At 70.2% G+C, this 17164-nt stretch carries 15 protein-coding genes and 1 pseudogene; 14 read left to right on the plus strand and 2 right to left on the minus strand.

Features of this window, described 5'->3' with window-relative positions:
- Positions 1–513 (plus strand): EthD domain-containing protein (locus tag G6022_RS04255; protein ID WP_182691044.1); only part of this gene is annotated, 513 nt, incomplete at its 5' end.
- 58 nt (positions 514–571) lie between these two features.
- The gene (gene lepA, locus G6022_RS04260) at positions 572–2431 is read left to right on the plus strand and encodes a translation elongation factor 4 (RefSeq protein ID WP_179524955.1); all 1860 of its coding nucleotides are present in this window, start codon (positions 572–574) and stop codon (positions 2429–2431) included.
- 39 nt (positions 2432–2470) lie between these two features.
- On the opposite strand, the gene G6022_RS04265 is transcribed toward lepA, so the two are convergent.
- Positions 2471–2989 carry a CGNR zinc finger domain-containing protein gene (locus G6022_RS04265; protein WP_179524956.1) on the minus strand — a complete coding sequence of 173 codons (519 nt, stop codon included), beginning with the start codon at positions 2987–2989 and terminating at the stop codon, positions 2471–2473.
- A 26-nt stretch (positions 2990–3015) separates the two neighbouring features.
- Between G6022_RS04265 and G6022_RS04270 the strand changes: the two genes are divergently transcribed.
- The 12 genes and pseudogenes from G6022_RS04270 to era all read left to right on the plus strand — a co-directional run bounded on the left by G6022_RS04270 (position 3016) and on the right by era (position 16562).
- Positions 3016–3837, plus strand: a complete 822-nt coding sequence (locus G6022_RS04270) for a TSUP family transporter (RefSeq protein WP_179524957.1) — start codon at positions 3016–3018, stop codon at positions 3835–3837.
- A 33-nt stretch (positions 3838–3870) separates the two neighbouring features.
- Complete coding sequence (locus tag G6022_RS04275) at positions 3871–5979, plus strand: M3 family metallopeptidase (RefSeq protein WP_182638774.1); 2109 nt, start codon at positions 3871–3873, stop codon at positions 5977–5979.
- A gap of 9 nt (positions 5980–5988) precedes the next feature.
- A complete protein-coding gene (locus G6022_RS04280) occupies positions 5989–6198 on the plus strand; it encodes a hypothetical protein (RefSeq protein WP_182611086.1) in 210 nt (69 codons plus the stop codon).
- A 142-nt stretch (positions 6199–6340) separates the two neighbouring features.
- A pseudogene (locus tag G6022_RS04285) lies at positions 6341–7720 on the plus strand (wax ester/triacylglycerol synthase family O-acyltransferase); the annotation flags it as partial.
- Between the two features lie 695 nt (positions 7721–8415).
- On the plus strand, positions 8416–9633 hold the full coding sequence (gene hemW, locus G6022_RS04290; RefSeq protein WP_182691046.1) for a radical SAM family heme chaperone HemW: 1218 nt from the start codon (positions 8416–8418) through the stop codon (positions 9631–9633).
- A gap of 49 nt (positions 9634–9682) precedes the next feature.
- Entirely contained in the window at positions 9683–10723 is a 1041-nt protein-coding gene (gene hrcA / locus G6022_RS04295; protein WP_179524962.1) for a heat-inducible transcriptional repressor HrcA, read from the plus strand.
- Positions 10724–10783: 60 nt separating this feature from the next.
- Positions 10784–11947 carry a molecular chaperone DnaJ gene (dnaJ, locus tag G6022_RS04300; protein WP_182691048.1) on the plus strand — a complete coding sequence of 388 codons (1164 nt, stop codon included), beginning with the start codon at positions 10784–10786 and terminating at the stop codon, positions 11945–11947.
- A gap of 4 nt (positions 11948–11951) precedes the next feature.
- Positions 11952–12749: a 16S rRNA (uracil(1498)-N(3))-methyltransferase gene (locus G6022_RS04305; RefSeq protein WP_179524964.1), complete on the plus strand. Its 798-nt coding sequence runs from the start codon at positions 11952–11954 to the stop codon at positions 12747–12749.
- Positions 12750–12778: 29 nt separating this feature from the next.
- A complete protein-coding gene (locus tag G6022_RS04310; RefSeq protein ID WP_347237880.1) occupies positions 12779–13840 on the plus strand; it encodes a PhoH family protein in 1062 nt (353 codons plus the stop codon).
- Complete coding sequence (gene ybeY / locus G6022_RS04315; RefSeq protein ID WP_182609947.1) at positions 13837–14331, plus strand: rRNA maturation RNase YbeY; 495 nt, start codon at positions 13837–13839, stop codon at positions 14329–14331. The genes G6022_RS04310 and ybeY overlap by 4 nt, the downstream gene beginning before the upstream one ends.
- Positions 14332–14334: 3 nt before the next feature.
- Positions 14335–15657, plus strand: a complete 1323-nt coding sequence (locus tag G6022_RS04320; RefSeq protein ID WP_182640080.1) for a CNNM domain-containing protein — start codon at positions 14335–14337, stop codon at positions 15655–15657.
- Positions 15654–16562 carry a GTPase Era gene (gene era / locus G6022_RS04325; RefSeq protein WP_182609948.1) on the plus strand — a complete coding sequence of 303 codons (909 nt, stop codon included), beginning with the start codon at positions 15654–15656 and terminating at the stop codon, positions 16560–16562. Before G6022_RS04320 ends, era begins: the two co-directional genes overlap by 4 nt.
- A gap of 21 nt (positions 16563–16583) precedes the next feature.
- On the opposite strand, the gene G6022_RS04330 is transcribed toward era, so the two are convergent.
- On the minus strand, positions 16584–17164 hold a 581-nt coding region (locus G6022_RS04330; RefSeq protein WP_182691050.1), incomplete at its 5' end, for an alpha/beta hydrolase fold domain-containing protein.

A 17164-nucleotide genomic window follows, 5' to 3' on the forward strand; every position in this document is an offset into this window, starting at 1 on the left:
CGCGCGCGGGTGCCGGTGGCCTCGGCCACCGCCTGCGCCGGCGTCCTCGACGCCCTTCGCGGGCTGGGCCCGGTCTCCGCGTGGTCGGTGACCGGATCGGAGCCGCTCCGCGTGCCGGAGCCGGGGGAGGACGGGAGGTGTCCCGGGATGGCCAATCTGGCCTTCCTGCGTCGCCCCGGGCGGCTGGACCGCGACGAATGGCTGCGCGTCTGGCTCGAGGAGCACACGCCGGTGGCGATCGAGACGCAGTCCACCACCGCCTACACCCAGCACGTGGTGGTCCGCGCACTGACCGGGGACGCGCCGGAGATCGCGGGGATCGTCGAGGAGGTGTTCCCGATCGAGGCGGCCGGGGACCTCGGGGTGTTCTTCGACTCCCGGGGCAGCGATGAGAGGATGAGCCACAACATCAAGGCCATGACCGCCTCGACGGCCCGGTTCCTCGACGACGGCACGGTCGACGCGATCCCCACGGGACGGTACGTGATGCGTATCCGGAGCCCGCACGTGTGACAATGGGGGCATCGCCCGGTCGGACCGCACCCCGCCACGCCCGGGCCCGCCTCCAGGAGTGATCGAGATTCCCAACTTCGCAGAGACGACGTTCACCGATCCGGCCAGGATCAGGAACTTCTGCATCATCGCGCACATCGACCACGGCAAGTCGACGCTGGCCGACCGCATGCTGCAGATCACCGGTGTGGTCGAGGAGCGGCTCATGCGGGCCCAGTACCTCGACCGCATGGACATCGAGCGCGAACGCGGCATCACCATCAAGGCGCAGAACGTCCGCCTGCCGTGGGTGCCGCGCTCCGGTGCCCACGAGGGTGAGGAGATCGTGCTGCACATGATCGACACCCCGGGCCACGTGGACTTCACCTACGAGGTCTCCCGCGCCCTCGAGGCGTGCGAGGGGGCGATCCTGCTGGTGGACGCCGCGCAGGGCATCGAGGCCCAGACGCTGGCCAACCTGTACCTGGCCATGGAGAACGACCTCGAGATCATCCCGGTGCTCAACAAGATCGACCTCCCCGCGGCGGACCCGGACCGCTTCGCCGAGGAGATCTCCCACATCGTGGGGTGCGAGCCGGAGGACGTCCTGCGGGTCTCCGGCAAGACGGGCGTGGGCGTCGAGGAACTGCTGGACAAGGTGTGTGACGTGATCCCCGCGCCGGTGGGCGACCCGGACGCCCCGGCCCGCGCGATGATCTTCGACTCGGTCTATGACACCTACCGAGGCGTGGTCACCTACGTCCGGGTCTTCGACGGGACGCTGAATCCGCGCGAGAAGGTCAGGATGATGTCGACGGGGTCGACGCACGAGGCGCTCGAGGTCGGGATCATCTCGCCGGAACCCAAGGTGACCAAGGGGTTGGGCCCGGGCGAGGTCGGGTACCTGATCACCGGGGTCAAGGACGTCCGCCAGTCCAAGGTCGGTGACACGATCACCAGCGCCCGCGGCGGGGCGGAGGAGCCTCTGGCGGGGTACAAGGAGCCCAACCCCATGGTGTTCTCCGGGCTGTACCCGATCGACGGGTCCGACTACCCGGTCCTGCGCGACGCCCTGGACAAGCTGCAACTCAACGACGCGTCGCTCGACTACGAGCCGGAGACCTCCGTCGCGCTCGGTTTCGGCTTCCGCTGCGGTTTCCTGGGTCTGCTGCACATGGAGATCACCCGGGACCGGTTGGAGCGGGAGTTCAACCTCGCCCTGATCTCCACCGCGCCGAACGTGGTGTACCGAGTGGTCGCCGAGGACGGAACCGAGCACCAGGTCACCAACCCGTCGTACTGGCCCGAGGGCAAGCACCGCGAGATCTTCGAGCCGATCGTCAAGTGCACGATCATCGTGCCCAGCGAGTTCGTGGGCACCGTCATGGAACTGTGCCAGTCCAAGCGCGGCGAGATGAAGGGCATGGACTACCTGTCCGAGACCCGCGTGGAGCTGCGCTACGTCATGCCGATGGGCGAGATCATTTTCGACTTCTTCGACTCGCTCAAGTCCCGCACCAAGGGATACGCGTCGATGGACTACGAGGAGGCCGGCGAGCAGGCGTCCGATCTGGTCAAGGTCGACATCCTGCTGCAGGGGGAGGCCGTGGACGCGTTCTCCGCGATCGTGCACCGGGATTACGCGCAGGCCTACGGCAACAAGATGACGGGCAAGCTCAAGGAGCTCATCCCGCGTCAGCAGTACGAGGTGCCCATCCAGGCGGCGATCGGCGCGAAGATCATCTCCCGCGAGAACATCCGCGCGATCCGCAAGGACGTGCTCTCCAAGTGCTACGGCGGCGACATCAGCCGCAAGCGCAAGCTGCTCGAGAAGCAGAAGGAGGGCAAGAAGCGCATGAAGTCGATCGGTCGCGTGGACGTCCCCCAGGAGGCCTTCGTGGCCGCGCTGTCCGCGGACTCGAGCGCGGACAAGAAGTGAGCGCGGACGAGTAGTAGCGGCCGTCGGGTCCGCCCGGGCTCACGCCCAGGTCCTCGCTCTGTGTCGCCGTACGGCGGACCGGTTGGTGCAGCGGGTCGAGCAGTACCGCTTGCGTCCGTTGCGGGTGGTGTCGGCGAAGACGTCCGCGCAGTCGTCGGCCGCACACCGGGCCAGACGGTCGATGCCGCGTGAGGTCAGGTGGAGTGCGGTGCCCACGGAGAACATGGCGGTGAGCAGTCGGGCGAACGAGACGTCGTCCGCGCGGTAGTGCACGTGCCAGTGGCCGTCGTGGTCGGTCAGGCGTGGCGGCGCCGAGTGGTCGGCGAGCAGGGCGTTGAGGGCGTCGGCCCGCCCGCGGGGGTCGGTGGTGTCGACGACGACGAGCCAGTCGTCGAGAAACGTCAGCACCTCCTCGAGGTCCTCGTCACACGCCCCCCGGTCGATGGTCACCCCCGATTCGCGGCAGCGGTCCACCAGTTCGCGGGTGGTGCGGGGGCGGCGGTTCGCCAGGTCGGCGGCGAGGGTCACCGGATCGGCCCCGTAAGGGTTGATATACACAAACCGATTACAGCACAGTGATCGGTATGCCTCAGTCATTCGCGGGTCTGGCCGCGTCCCCGGCGGTGGGGGTCTCCGTGTGGGTCCTGGCCGCGCTCGTGCTGGCCGCGTTCGTCGCCGGCTGGGTCGACTCGGTGGTCGGCGGGGGAGGACTCATCCAGCTCCCGGCGCTGGTGCTCGGACTGCCCGCGGATGCCTCGACCCCGGAGATCCTCGGGACCAACAAACTCTCCTCGGTCGCCGGGACGCTGGTCGCCTCCCTGACCTACCTGCGCCGGATCCGGGTGCCGATCGGGATGGTGCTCCCGCTGGTGGTCGCGGCGTTCGCCGGGTCGGCCGCCGGCTCGTCGGTCGCCAGGTTCATCCCGAGGGACCTGCTCACGCCGGTCGTCCTGGTGGCCGTCATCGTGGTGGGCGCCTACACGTGGTTCCGGCCCACCATGGGTCGCACCCACGAGAACCGGTACACCGGGTGGGCGCGCATCTGGCGATCGGCGCTGATCGGTCTGCTGATCGGGTTCTACGACGGGGTCCTGGGTCCGGGGACCGGGTCGTTCTTCGTGATCGCGATCGTCGCGTTCCTGGGCTTCGGCTTCCTGCAGGGGACCGTGGCGGCCAAGCTCGCCAACCTCACCACCAACATCGCCTCGATCCTGGTGTTCGGCATCCACGGCGAGGTGCTGTGGCTCATCGGTGGCTGTATGGCGGTGGCCAACCTCACCGGGGGGTTCATCGGCGCGCGGATGGCGATGCGACACGGCAACGAGTTCATCCGGGTGGTGTTCCTCGTGGTCATCGGCATCCTGGCGGTCAAGTTGGCGTGGGACACGGTGGCCCAGTGGACGTGAGGCGTCCCGCGGAGCCGACGTAGACTCGCCCCCATGACCCTCCCGAGCCCCGAACCCGGCCGCCACCCGCTGCTCGACGAGTCACCGTTGCCGTACGGGTTGCCCGACTTCGCGGCGATCGACGAGGCGGAGCTGGAGCCGGCCATCCGGACGGCGATCGACGACCACGCGGCCGAGGTCGCGGCGATCGTGGCCAACCCGGAACCGCCGTCCGTCGCCAACACGGTCATCGCCCTCGAGCGGTCGGGCCGGGCGCTCCACCGGGTCCTGTCGGTGTTCTACGGGCTCCTCGGTCCGGATGCGACCCCCGCCCGGCTCGACGTGGACCGGGTGGTCTCGCCGCTCCTGGCCGCCCACGGCTCGGCCGTCATGACCGATCAGGGCCTCCACGCGCGGGTCGACGCCGTCCACTCGGCGTTGGAGTCGGGGGAGCTGGAGGTCGACGACGAGACCGCGCGGCTGATCCGTCGGCATCACCGTGACCTCCTCCGGGCGGGTGCGGGACTCGACGAGGCGGGCCGCGAGCGGCTGACGGCGATCGACACCCGGTTGGCCGAACTGACCACGGCGTTCGGGGAGAACCTGCTCGCCTCCACCGCCGAGCTCGCCGTCCCCGTGACCGACGAGGCGGAGCTGGCCGGGCTGCCCGCGTCCATGCGCTCATCGCTCGCCGCCGCGGCCGCGGAGGCGGGACGCGAGGGTTGGCTCATCCCGCTGGGACTGCCCACGGTGCAGCCGATCTCCGCGTGGCTGGACCATCAGGGTCTGCGGCGGCGGGTCATGGAGGCCTCGCTGCGACGGGGTTCGACCCCGGAGCACGACAACTCCCCGATCGTCCTGGAGATCGTCCGGCTCCGCGCCGAGCGCGCGCACCTGTTGGGGCTGGGCTCCCACGCCGAGCACGTACTCGCCGTGGAGACGGCCGGGTCGCCCGAGGCGGCACGAGGTCTGCTGCTCGACGTGGTCGACGCCGCCGTCACCAATGCCCGCAACGAGGCCAAGGACCTGCTCGGCGGGGACGACCGCGAGTTGAACCCGGCCGACTGGGCCTGGGAGTCCGAGCGGCTGCGCGCCGACCGCTTCCAGGTGGACGACGCACGCGTCCGGCCGTACTTCGAGCTCGAGCGCGTAATGCGCGACGCGGTCATGCACTCGGCCTCCGAACTCTACGGCCTGCGCTTCGCCGAGCGGACGGACCTGCGCGGATTCCTCCCGGACGTCCGGGTGATCGAGGTCTTCGACGACCAGCGGGACCAGCCCGACGCCGGGATCGGTCTGCTGCTCCTCGACTACTACGCACGTCCGACCAAGCGGGGCGGGGCCTGGATGAGTTCGTTCCGCGACCAGTCCCGGCTCCTGGATTCGCGTCCCGTCGTCGTCAACGTCATGAACCTGTCCCGCCCCGCGGCGGGTGAGCCGACGCTGCTCACCATGGACGAGGTCACGACGATGTTCCACGAGTTCGGGCACGCCCTCCACGGCCTGCTCTCGGACGTGGAGTACCCGGTGTTCTCCGGGACCTCGGTGCCCCGCGACTTCGTCGAGTTCCCCTCACAGGTCAACGAGATGTGGGCGCGCCGGCCGGAGATGCTCGCGCGATACGCCCGGCACGTGGAGACGGGGGAGCCGATCGCCGAGGATCTCGTCGCGCGGATGCGGGAGGCCGAACGCTTCGGTGAGGGGCAGGCCACCGTCGAGTACCTCGCCGCCGCCCTCCTGGACCTGGCCTGGCACTCGCTGACCCTCGAGGAGGCCGAAGCGGTGACGGATGTCGACGAGTTCGAGGCCAGGGTGCTGGCCGAGGCGGGACTGGACGTCCCCGGCGTCGAGCCCAGGTACCGGTCGCGGTACTTCCAGCACATCTTCGCCGGCGGGTACTCGGCGGCCTACTACTCCTACTTCTGGGCCGAGGTGCTCGACGCGGACGCCGCCGAGTGGTTCGCCGAACGTGGGGGACTGAAGCGGTCCTCGGGGGACGCGATGCGCCGTGAGGTCCTGTCCCGCGGCGGGGCGATCGACTTCCTCGACGCCTACCGGGCGATGCGCGGTGCGGACCCGAGTCCCTCGGCGCTGCTGCGTCGCCGGGGCCTGGACAGTTCGGTGGTGGGCGGCCGCGAGGTCGCCACCGCCGGCCGGTCGTAGGATCGATCCGTGACGGCATTCCTCGAGTTCTGGGACAGGGTCGAGCTCTGGCTCGCCACCCTGCCGTTCCCCCTGCAGGTGTTCATCATGCTCGCCGCCGGAGTCCCGCTGTTCTTCCTGGTCGCGGTGGTCATCGAGCGGGTGGCCGATGTGCTCGTGCACCGGTTCCGGGGGCTCGTCGCCGCCGGGGACCCCGAGACCGGGAAGGAGGTCCTGTAGATGCCCCGGTCGCGTGTGACTCTCGCCCTGATCCTGCTGATCGCGCTCGTCGTGATCGCGTGGCTCATCCTCGACGTCTGGTGAGGACGGGCCGTCCGCGGAACCGACTCTGCGGGACGGACTCCGGACGTACACTCCCTCCATGCAGCGCCTGAGTGGACTTGACGCCAGCTTCCTCTACTTCGAGACCAGGGCCCAGCTCCTGCACGTGTGCGGGTTGATCGTCCTCGACGGGTCCGAGATGAACGGCGGCTACTCGTTCGACGCGCTGCGGGCGGAACTCGCCCGCCGGGTCACCGGGATGCCGGGTTTCCGGCGCAAGTTGCACGACTCACTGCTGAACATCGACCACCCGGTATGGGTCGAGGCCGAGGACTTCAACATCGACCACCACCTCCACCGGGTCGGCCTGCCGGAACCGGGTGGTGACGAGGTCCTTGCCGAGTTGTGCGGTCACCTGGCCAGCCAGCCGATAGACCGATCGATGCCGCTGTGGCAGATGTACGTCATCGAGGGGCTGCCCGACGGACGGTTCGCGGTATTCGCCAAGATGCACCACTCGACCGTCGACGGCGTCACGGGCGCCAACATGATGTCCCAGCTGTGCTCGCTCACCCCGGAGGATCCGTCCCTCGACCAGGAACTGGTGCAGGAGACCGCCGGAGGCTCGGGAGCCCTCGAACTGGCCGTCGGCGGGGCGTTGTCCCGGCTGGCCACCCCGTGGCGTCTGGCCTCGCTGTTGCCGGGGACACTGGGTGTCCTTCCCTCGTGGATCAACAGGGCCCGCAAGGGTCTCGCCATGCCGGCACCGTTCACCGCCCCGCGCACCCCGTTCAACCGCACCATCACCGGGCACCGGTCCATCTCCTACGCCAGTGTGGACCTGGACCAGGTCAAGCGGATCAAGAACGCCTTCGGCACCACCGTCAACGACGTCGTGCTGGCCCTCTGCTCGACCGCCCTGCGCAACTACCTCGACGACCTGGACGAGTTGCCGTCGAAGCCCCTCATCGCGATGGTCCCGATGTCGGTGCACGCCGCGGAGTCACGCCCCGGCACCAACCGGGTGTCGGGAATGTTCATGTCGCTGGCCACGGACATCGACGACCCGGTCGAGCGTCTGGAGTCGATCCGGGACGCCAACACCGTCGCCAAGGACCACACCGACGCACTCGACGCCAATCTCCTGACCGACTGGGCGCAGTTCGCGGCGCCGTCCGTCTTCGGTTCCGCGGTCCGGATGTACTCGCGCCTGAGGCTCTCCGAGCGCCACCCGGTGGTGCACAACCTCATCATCTCCAACGTGCCCGGTCCGAACATCCCGCTGTACTTCCTCGGGGCCAGGGTCACGAAGATGCTGCCGATGGGGCCGGTGTTCCACGGCGCCGGCCTCAACTGCACGGTGATGTCGCTCGACGGAGAGCTGCACTTCGGGTTCATCGCGTGCAAGGACCTCGTTCCCGACCCCTGGCCCATGGCCCGCGCGGTGAGCGAGGCCATGGAGGAACTCGTCGAGGCCGCCGAGAAGCGCGAGGCGAGCGGGACCCCCACGGCGGAGCGGATGTCCGCCGCCGAGTTGGCGCAGTTGCGGAAGGACCTGAAGAAGGCGGGCCGTCAGTCGTCCGCGAGCAAGGACGGGGCCGCCACGAACGCCTCCGACCGACAGCGCCCGGCCAAGAAGGCCCCGGCAGAGAAGACGACCGCGAAGACGTCGACCGCGGAGAAGACGACCGTGAAGAAGGCCCCGGCGAAAAAGGCTCCAGCGAAGAAGGCTCCCGCGAAGAAGACCTCGGCCACCACCAAGACGACAGCCGCCAGGAAGTCGACCGCCCACAGGAAGACGTCCACCGCGACCAAGCCGACCGCCGAGAAGACCACGGGCCGGACCGCCCCCGCCTCGACATCGGCTGGTGAGAAGTCGGCCTCGAGGACTGCCGCCGCGAGGAAGACCTCGGCCCGGAAGACGTCCGACAAGCCCACGGGTTCCAAGCCCGTCACCCCCGTCGAGCGCACGGCCAACCCGTCATCCGGCACTGTGGGCTCCGTGCCCAGACCAGACAACTCTTCCGCGTCCGAACCGGAGCCCGATACCGCCACGGGGCCCGACGCCGCCGCACCGACCTACAGCGCCCCGGCCGCCACCGTTCCGGACGAGGGGCCCGCGACCTCCGAGTCGGGGGGCGGTGAGACCGGTGGCGACCGCGTGACCGGTCAGGCGTGACGACCGGGGCCCACGATCCGGCTGGTCTCGCTCTCTCCCCGCCGCCGCGCGACCCGCGGGCGCCGTTCGGGATCTACCTCCACGTCCCGTTCTGTGCGTCCCGCTGTGGCTACTGCGATTTCAACACGTACACGGCCGGGGAACTCGGGTCCGCCACCTCGCCCGCCGACTGGGAACGGGCGGCCGCACTGGAGATCGAGCGGGCGGCGTCGGTGCTGGCCGGGCCGGGCACCCCGCCGAAGGTCGACACCGTCTTCGTCGGCGGCGGAACCCCGTCGCTGGTGGGTGCGGACGTCCTGGTGGGGATGCTCGATCGGATCCGGTCGACGTTCGGGCTCGCGCCCGGAGCCGAGGTGACCACCGAGAGCAATCCCGAATCCACCTCCCCGGAGTTCTTCGGACGACTGCGCGAGGGCGGATACACGCGGATCTCGCTGGGGATGCAGTCCACCGCGGCGCACGTCCTGCGCGTCCTGGACCGCGCCCACACCCCCGGTCGCCCGCAGGAGGCGGTCGCCGAGGCCGCCCGAGCCGGGTTCGACCACGTCAACCTGGACGTGATCTACGGGACGCCGGGGGAGACCGACGACGACCTCGCCCGCACCCTCGACGCCGTGGTCGACGCAGGGGTGGACCACGTGTCCGCCTACTCGCTCATCGTCGAGGACGGCACCGCCCTGGCCCGGAGAATCCGTCGGGGAGAACTGCCCGGGACCGTCGACGACGTGCTGGCCGACCGCTACGAACAGGTGGCGGAGCGACTGTCGCGCTCGGGGTTCCACTGGTACGAGGTCTCCAACTTCGCGACCGACGAGTCGGGTTACTGCCGTCACAACATGGGGTACTGGCGCGGCGGTGACTGGTGGGGGATCGGACCCGGGGCGCACTCCCACGTCGCCGGAGCCCGGTGGTGGAACCTGCGCCATCCTGCGCGCTACGCCGCGGCGTGCGACGCCGGGGACCTCCCGGTCGAGGGCGGGGAGCGACTGCACGACGACGACCGTCACCTCGAGCGGATCATGACCGGCCTCCGGCTGGCCGAGGGGCTCCCCGACGGGGCGTTCACGGCGCAGGAGAGGGAACGTGCGGACCTCCAGGTGTCGGCGGGTCTGCTACGGCGGCGGCCCGCCGACGGGCCCGACGGTCCCGGGTACGCGTTGACGGAGTCGGGCAGGTTGCTGGCGGACGGTGTCGTACGCGACGTCCTCCTGTAGAGCCGCTGGCCTAGAATCGTCTGTACGCAGGGCGCGAGGAGAGGGATCCATGTCGAGCACGGCCGATCGTAGGACCGAGGTCTTGCGCGCGATCGTCTCCGACTACATCGCCTCGCACGAGCCGGTCGGCTCCAAGACGCTGGTCGACCGCCATTCCCTGGGGGTCTCCAGTGCGACGATCCGCAACGACATGGCCGTCCTCGAGGCGGAGGGCTTCATCGTCCAGCCCCACACCAGTTCCGGACGGATCCCCACGGAGAAGGGCTACCGCCACTTCGTCGACTCGATTGAGGAGATCACCCCCCTCTCGCGCGCCCAGCGGAAGGCCATCCAGGCGTTTCTCGAGGGTGCCGTCGACCTGGACGACGTCCTCCGGCGGGCCGTGCGGTTGCTCTCCCAGCTCACCCGCCAGGTCGCCGTCGTCCAGTACCCGGTCCTGGGCCGCTCCACCGTGCGCCACCTGGAGGTGGTGAGCCTGGCCCCCACCCGTCTGTTGCTGGTGCTGATCACCGACACCGGCAGGGTGGACCAGCGGACCGTCGAACTCGCGGCCCCGCTGACGGACGACCATCTGGCCGAGCTCCGGTCCCTCCTCTCGGAGGCGGTCGCGGACAAGCGGCTCAGCGAGGCCTCCGAGGCCCTGGCGGCCACGCCTGACCGCGCTCGTCCGGACCACCGCGATGCGGCGGAACGGTGCGTGACGGTGCTGGTGGAGACATTGGTGGAGCAGCCCGACGACCGAATCGTCCTGGGCGGCACCGCCAACCTCACGCGCAGCGCAGCCGACTTCGACGGGTCCCTCAGGTCGGTCCTCGAGGCCCTGGAGGAGCAGGTCGTGATCCTCCGGCTGCTCTCGGCGGCGCAGTCCGTGGGGATGGGAGGGCCCGGAGGGGTCACCGTCCAGATCGGGGAGGAGACCCGGGCGGCGGAGATCCGCGGCGCGTCGGTGGTGTCCTCCGTGTACGGTTCCGAGCGCCAGATGCTCGGCGGGATGGGGGTGCTCGGGCCCACGAGGATGGACTACCCGGGAACAATCGCCTCGGTCGCCGCTGTTGCCCACTACGTGGGCGAGATCCTGTCCGGGCACTGACGCCCGTAGCCTCACCCGGGACCAGTTCTTCCATCGAGTTCATTTGACGAAAGGCGACACGTGTCACGCGACTACTACGGGACCCTCGGGGTCGATCGGGGTGCCTCGGAGTCCGAGATCAAGCGCGCCTACCGCAAGCTCGCCCGCGAGTTGCACCCCGATGTCAACCCGTCGGACGAGGCGCGTGAGCGGTTCACGGAGATCACGGCGATGTACGAGGTCCTCACCGACCCCGAGAAGCGCCGTGTCGTGGACATGGGCGGCGATCCCCTCGACTCGTCGCCCGGCGGCGGATACGGCGGCGGTTTCGGTGGCGGTGGCTTCGGCGCCGGCGGCGGTCTCGGCGACGTGTTCGAGGCGTTCTTCGGTGGCGGCGGGGGCGGCGGCGGACGCGGCCCCCGGAGCCGCGTGCAGCCGGGTTCGGACGCGCTGATCCGCGTGAACCTGACCCTGGCGGAGTGCGCGACCGGCGTCACCAAGGAGATCCAGGTCGACACGGCCGTGCTGTGTGAGACCTGCCACGGCAAGGGGTCGGCGAGCGACGCGCCGCCCGCGAAATGCGGCATGTGTCAGGGGCAGGGGGAGATCCAGTCGGTCCAGCGCTCCCTGTTGGGCAACATCATGACCAGCCGCCCGTGCCCCACCTGTGCCGGCACCGGCGAGATCATCACCGATCCCTGTGGTGACTGCACCGGCCAGGGCCGCGTCCGCAAGCGCCGCACCGTCTCGGCCAAGATCCCGGCCGGCGTCGGCGGCGGGATGCGGATCCGGCTGTCCGGACAGGGTGAGGTCGGCCCCGGCGGTGGTCCCGCCGGAGACCTCTACATCGAGGTCAACGAGCGCACCCACCCGGTGTTCGTCCGGGACGGCGAGGACCTGCACTGCACGGTCCGCGTCCCGGTCGTGGACGCCATCCTCGGGGGCAGGGTGGACCTGGAGACGGTGGTGGGTGACGACCTCGAGATCGACATCCCGGCCGGCATCCAACCGGGCCACACGGTCACGCTGTCCGGCCGCGGGATGCCGCGTGTCCGCGGCGGCGGTGCCGGCGACCTCACGGTGCACATGGAGGTGGTGATCCCCGACAAGCTCGACCGCAAGCGGCGGGACCTGGTCGAGCAGCTCCGCCGTCTCGGCGGCGACTCGGCAGAGATCGTCAACGAGGACACCGCTCGCCGGGGCGGGTTGTTCTCGCGTCTGCGCGACGCGGTCGCGGGTCACTGAGCCGGTGACCCCGCCCCTGTTCCGGGTCGACGCGGTCCCCGCCGTCGGCGAGACGGCCGTCCTCGACGGCGCCGAGGGCCGGCACGCCGGTTCGGCCCTACGGGTGCGACCCGGGGAGCTCCTCCGGGTCGGGGACGGGCGCGGCCAGGTCGCGGACTGCTCGGTGTTGACGTCGGGGCCCGGCCGGGTCGAGGCCGAGGTCCTGGCCCGGACCGTGGTCGAGCGACCGACGCCCCTGGTGACCGTGGTCCAGGCGCTCCCCAAGTCCGATCGCTCCGAGCTCGCCGTGGAACTGGCCACCGAGGCCGGGGCGGACAGGATCGTGCCGTGGCAGGCGGACCGGTGTGTGAGCCGCTGGGCGGGCCCCAAGCTCGACAAGGGCCGGACCAAGTGGGCCAACGCGGCCCGTGCCGCCGCCAAGCAGTCCCGGCGCGAGTGGGAACCGGAGATCGGCGACCCGCTCGACTCCACCGGTCTCGTGGCATTCGTGGCCGAGGAGGTCCGAGCGGGTGCGACCGCGCTGGTGTTGCACGAGGACGGTGCCGCCGGTTTCGCGGACGCCGTGACCGCGGCGGGTCCCGTGGAACGCATCCTCCTCGTCGTCGGGCCCGAGGGCGGCGTCTCCGACGCCGAGATCGACTCACTCACCCACGTCGGGGCCCGCGCCGTCGTCCTGGGTCCCGAGGTGCTGCGCACCTCCAGCGCCGCCGCGGTGGCGCTCGGCGCCCTCGGAGTTCTCACGCGGAGATGGGCCCGCACTGGTACTACACTCGACCCGACCGCACCACCACCCAGGAAGTGATCCACGTAGGTACCCCAGAGAACGACGCAGTGAGTGACACGGTCGCCCGGACGCGGGGCGACGACCGCCGGGACCCCGGCGGCCCGCCCTCCCGCACGGCGGTCCAGCTCGACCCGGACCTGGCCATGGCGGTGCTCGGCGCCGCGGACGCCAACCTCCGGGCGCTCGAGGAGCTGCTCGACGCCGACCTGCACGTGCGGGGCGGCACCATGACCATCTCCGGCGACCCCGGCGCCGTCGACCAGGCCTCACGAGTGGTCTCGGACCTGCTCCGGCAGGCCGGACGTGGGGTGGAGATCACCCCGGCGTCGGTGCGACGCTCGGTCGAGATCCTCGCCGACTCCGGGCCGTTGACCCCCGAGGAGGTGCTGGGCACGGACGTGCTGTCCCGGCGCGGCGGGATGATCCGGCCCAAGACGGTGGGGCAGAAGAAGTACGTCGACGCGATCGACGACCACACGGTGGTCTTCGGACTAGGCCCCGCCGGGACGGGCAAGACCTACCTCGCGATGGCCAAGGCGGTCGCCGCGCTCCGGGCCAAGGACGTCAGCCGCATCATCCTCACCCGCCCGGCGGTCGAGGCAGGGGAGCGACTCGGCTACCTGCCCGGCACGCTGCACGAGAAGATCGACCCGTACCTGCGACCGCTGTACGACTCGCTGCACGACATGATGGACCCGGAGGCCATCCCCAAGCTCATGGCGGCCGGGGTGATCGAGGTGGCACCGCTGGCCTACATGCGCGGGCGCACTCTCAACGACGCGTTCATCATCCTCGACGAGGCGCAGAACACCACGCCCGAGCAGATGAAGATGTTCCTGACCCGCCTCGGCTTCGGGTCGAAGATCGTGGTGACCGGGGACATCACCCAGATCGACCTCCCGGGTGGGCAGCGTTCCGGTCTCAAGGTGGTGCGCGACATCCTCAAGGGGGTCCCCGACATCCACTTCTCGGAGCTCACGTCCGCGGACGTCGTGCGGCACGCGCTGGTGGCCCGGATCGTCGACGCCTACGCGAAGCACGAGGAGCGCCTCGAGCGGGGCGAGGAACCCACCGCCGTACACAGGAACAGGGAGCACCGCCGCCGATGAGCATCGAGGTCGCCAACGAGTCGGGCGTGGAGGTCGACGAGGCCGAACTCATCGACGTGGCCGCGTTCGTGATCGCCCGGATGGACGTCCACCCCGCCGCGGAACTGTCGATCACCCTAGTGGACAAGGACACCATGGCGGATCTCCACGTGACGTGGATGAACCTGCCGGGCCCCACGGACGTCATGAGCTTCCCCATGGACGAGCTCTCCCCGGGGGGTCGCCCCGACCTGCCCGATCCCGGGCCGGCGATGCTCGGCGACATCGTGCTGTGCCCGGCGTTCGCCGCCGACCAGGCCGCCAGCTCCGGTCATCCGCTCGCGCACGAGCTCGCGCTGCTGACCGTGCACGGGTGCCTGCACCTGCTCGGGTACGACCATGCCGAGCCGGCCGAGGAGCGCGAGATGTTCGGCCTGCAGAACGAGCTGCTGGGCGAGTGGTACGACCACCGGGACGCCCCGCAGGACGACGCCCCGCGCGCGGACGTCTGACCCGTGGACCAGACCATTCTCACCACCGGCGCCGCCGTTCTGCTCATCCTGGTCGCCGGCGTATTCGCCGCCCTCGACGCCGCGCTGAGCACGGTCTCGGTGGCCCGGGTCGAGGAGATGGCCAAGGAGCCCCGCTACGGGGCGGCGAGGCTGTCGTTGATGCTGCTCAACCGTCCGCGCTACATCAACGTCACGGTGCTACTGCACCTGTTGAGCCTGATCGCGGGGGTCGTCCTCCTGACCGTGGTGTTCGCCGAGGTCATCGAGTCCACGGTCTGGGCGCTGGTCGGGGTGATCGCGGTGACGACGATCGCGGCGTACGTGGTGGCCGGCGTGGGTCCCCGCACGCTGGGGCGCCAGCACGCCTACTCACTGGCGCTGGGCGCCTCGACCCCGATGCGGGTGCTCGGGATGGTCCTGGGTCCCGTCGCCAGCCTCCTGGTGGGTGTCGGCAACGCCGTCACCCCGGGCCGGGGCTTCCGCAACGGCCCGTTCGCCTCGGAGATCGAGCTGCTCGAGATCGTGGACATGGCCCGCGAGCGCGGGGTCGTGGCCGACGACGAGTCGCGCATGATCCAGTCGGTGTTCGAGCTCGGGGACACCACCGCCCGCGAGGTCATGACCCCGCGGACCGAGATGGTGTGGATCGAATCGGACAAGACCGTCGGCCAGGCGGCCCGGTTGACCGTCAAGTCCGGGTACTCCCGGATCCCCGTGGTGGACGGTGACAACTCCGACGACGTGGTGGGGGTGATCTACCTCCGCGACATCGTGGCCCGTCTCGACGACCCCGACGGCCGCGCGGCCCCGGTCGCCGACGTGATGCGACCCGCGGTGTTCGTGCCGGACGCCAAGCGGATCGACGACCTGCTGTCGGAGATGCAGAGGGACCACAACCATCTGGCGATCCTGGTCGACGAGTACGGCGGAACCGCCGGGCTGCTGTCCATCGAGGACATCCTCGAGGAGATCGTCGGCGAGATCGTCGACGAGTACGACACCACCGAGGTGCCCCCCGTCGAGGAGCTGGAGGACGGGAGGTACCGGCTGTCGTCCAGGCTCGGTCTGGACGAGGTCGCAGAGTTGTTCGACGTGGAGTTCCCGGACGAGGTGACCGAGGAGGTCGAGACCATCGGGGGACTGATGGCGCTCGAACTCGGTCGCGTCCCGCTGCCCGGGGCGCACGTGGTCACCGAGGGGCTCGACCTGCGCGCCGAGGGCGGGCACGACCGTCGCGGACGGGTCAGGGTGGTCACCGTGGTGGCCGAACGGATCGACCTTGCCGCCGACGGCACACACGAGAACGACGACGAGGAGAACCGATGACCACGCCCGAGGGCTTCCGGAGCGGGTTCGTCAGCTTCGTGGGCCGGCCGAACACCGGCAAATCCACCCTCACCAACGCGCTGGTGGGCGAGAAGATCGCCATCACCTCCTCGCGGCCCCAGACCACACGGCACGCGATCCGCGGGTTGGTCCACCGACCCGACGCCCAGATCATCCTGGTCGACACCCCGGGGTTGCACCGGCCACGCACCCTGCTGGGCGAGCGGTTGAACGCCCTCGTGGAGGACACCTACTCGGACGTCGACCTGATCGGGTTGTGCATCCCTGCGGGGGAGCGGATCGGCCCCGGCGACCGCTGGATCCTCGAGCAGGTGCGCAAACTCTGTCCCACCACCCCGATCCTCGGCCTGGTCACCAAGATCGACACCGTGTCCAAGCAGAAGGTCATGGAGCAGTTGGTCGCGGTCTCCAGGCTCCTCGGGCCGGACTCCGAGGTCGTCCCGGTGTCCGCCGCGTCCGGTGAGCAGGTCGACGTGGTGACGGACGTCATCGCCTCCCTGCTCCCCGAGGGGCCGAGGTTCTACCCCGACGACGTGATCACCGAGGAGTCGGACGAGACCCGGATGTCCGAACTCATCCGCGAGGCCGCCCTCGAGGGCGTGCGGGACGAACTGCCCCACTCGATCGCCGTGTCGATCGAGGAGGTGCTGCCCCACGAGGGGCGTGACGACATGGTGGACGTCCACGCCACCGTCTACGTGGAGCGGCAGAGCCAGAAGGCGATCGTCCTGGGCAAGGGCGGCTCGCGCATGCGCGAGGTGGGCACCCAGGCCCGGGCGGGGATCGAGCAGCTCCTGGGGACCAAGGTCTACCTGGACCTGCACGTCAAGGTGCTCAAGGAGTGGCAGCGCGACCCCAAGATGCTCGGGCGGCTGGGTTTCTAGACCGCGGTCGTGCGAGTCCTTCTAGCGCACGGCCGCACGAACGACCCCCACGATCGTCTCCCGAGCGGCCCGACCCTCTGGGGTGGGCTGCAGCGGGTGCACGTGGAGTAGCCCCTGCTCCTCGATGTACGTGACGTCCACGCCGGCGGCGCGGGCCCGCTCCACCCCGAGTCGCACGTCGGGCAGGACGATGTCGCGGGTGGCGGCGAAGATCGTCAGCGGCCCCAGACCGGTGAAGTCCCCGCACAGCGGGCTCACCCGCGGGTCGTCCACCGGCAGCTCGGCACGCCAGGCGTCGATGAACACCCTCAGGCCTCGTCGGGCGAGCCACGGGTCACTGGGTTGGACCCGGTCGATGTCCGGGTTGTCCATCGCCAGGTCGAGCGCGGGGGAGATCAGGACCGTTGCCGGAAGACGGGACACACCCCGGTCCCTCAACTCCATCGCCGCGGACAGCGCGATCTGGCCCCCGGCGCTGTCACCGGCGAGACACACCGGGCCGTGCTCGGCGACCTCGTCCCGCACCAGGTCGGCCACCCCGGCCACCACGCCCGCCGCCGTGCCGCGGTTCGTCGCCGACACCGGGCCCGCCAGCGGGTAGA

It is taken from the genome of Dietzia sp. Cai40 (assembly GCF_014145165.1).
In the GTDB taxonomy this organism is placed as follows: domain Bacteria; phylum Actinomycetota; class Actinomycetes; order Mycobacteriales; family Mycobacteriaceae; genus Dietzia; species Dietzia natronolimnaea.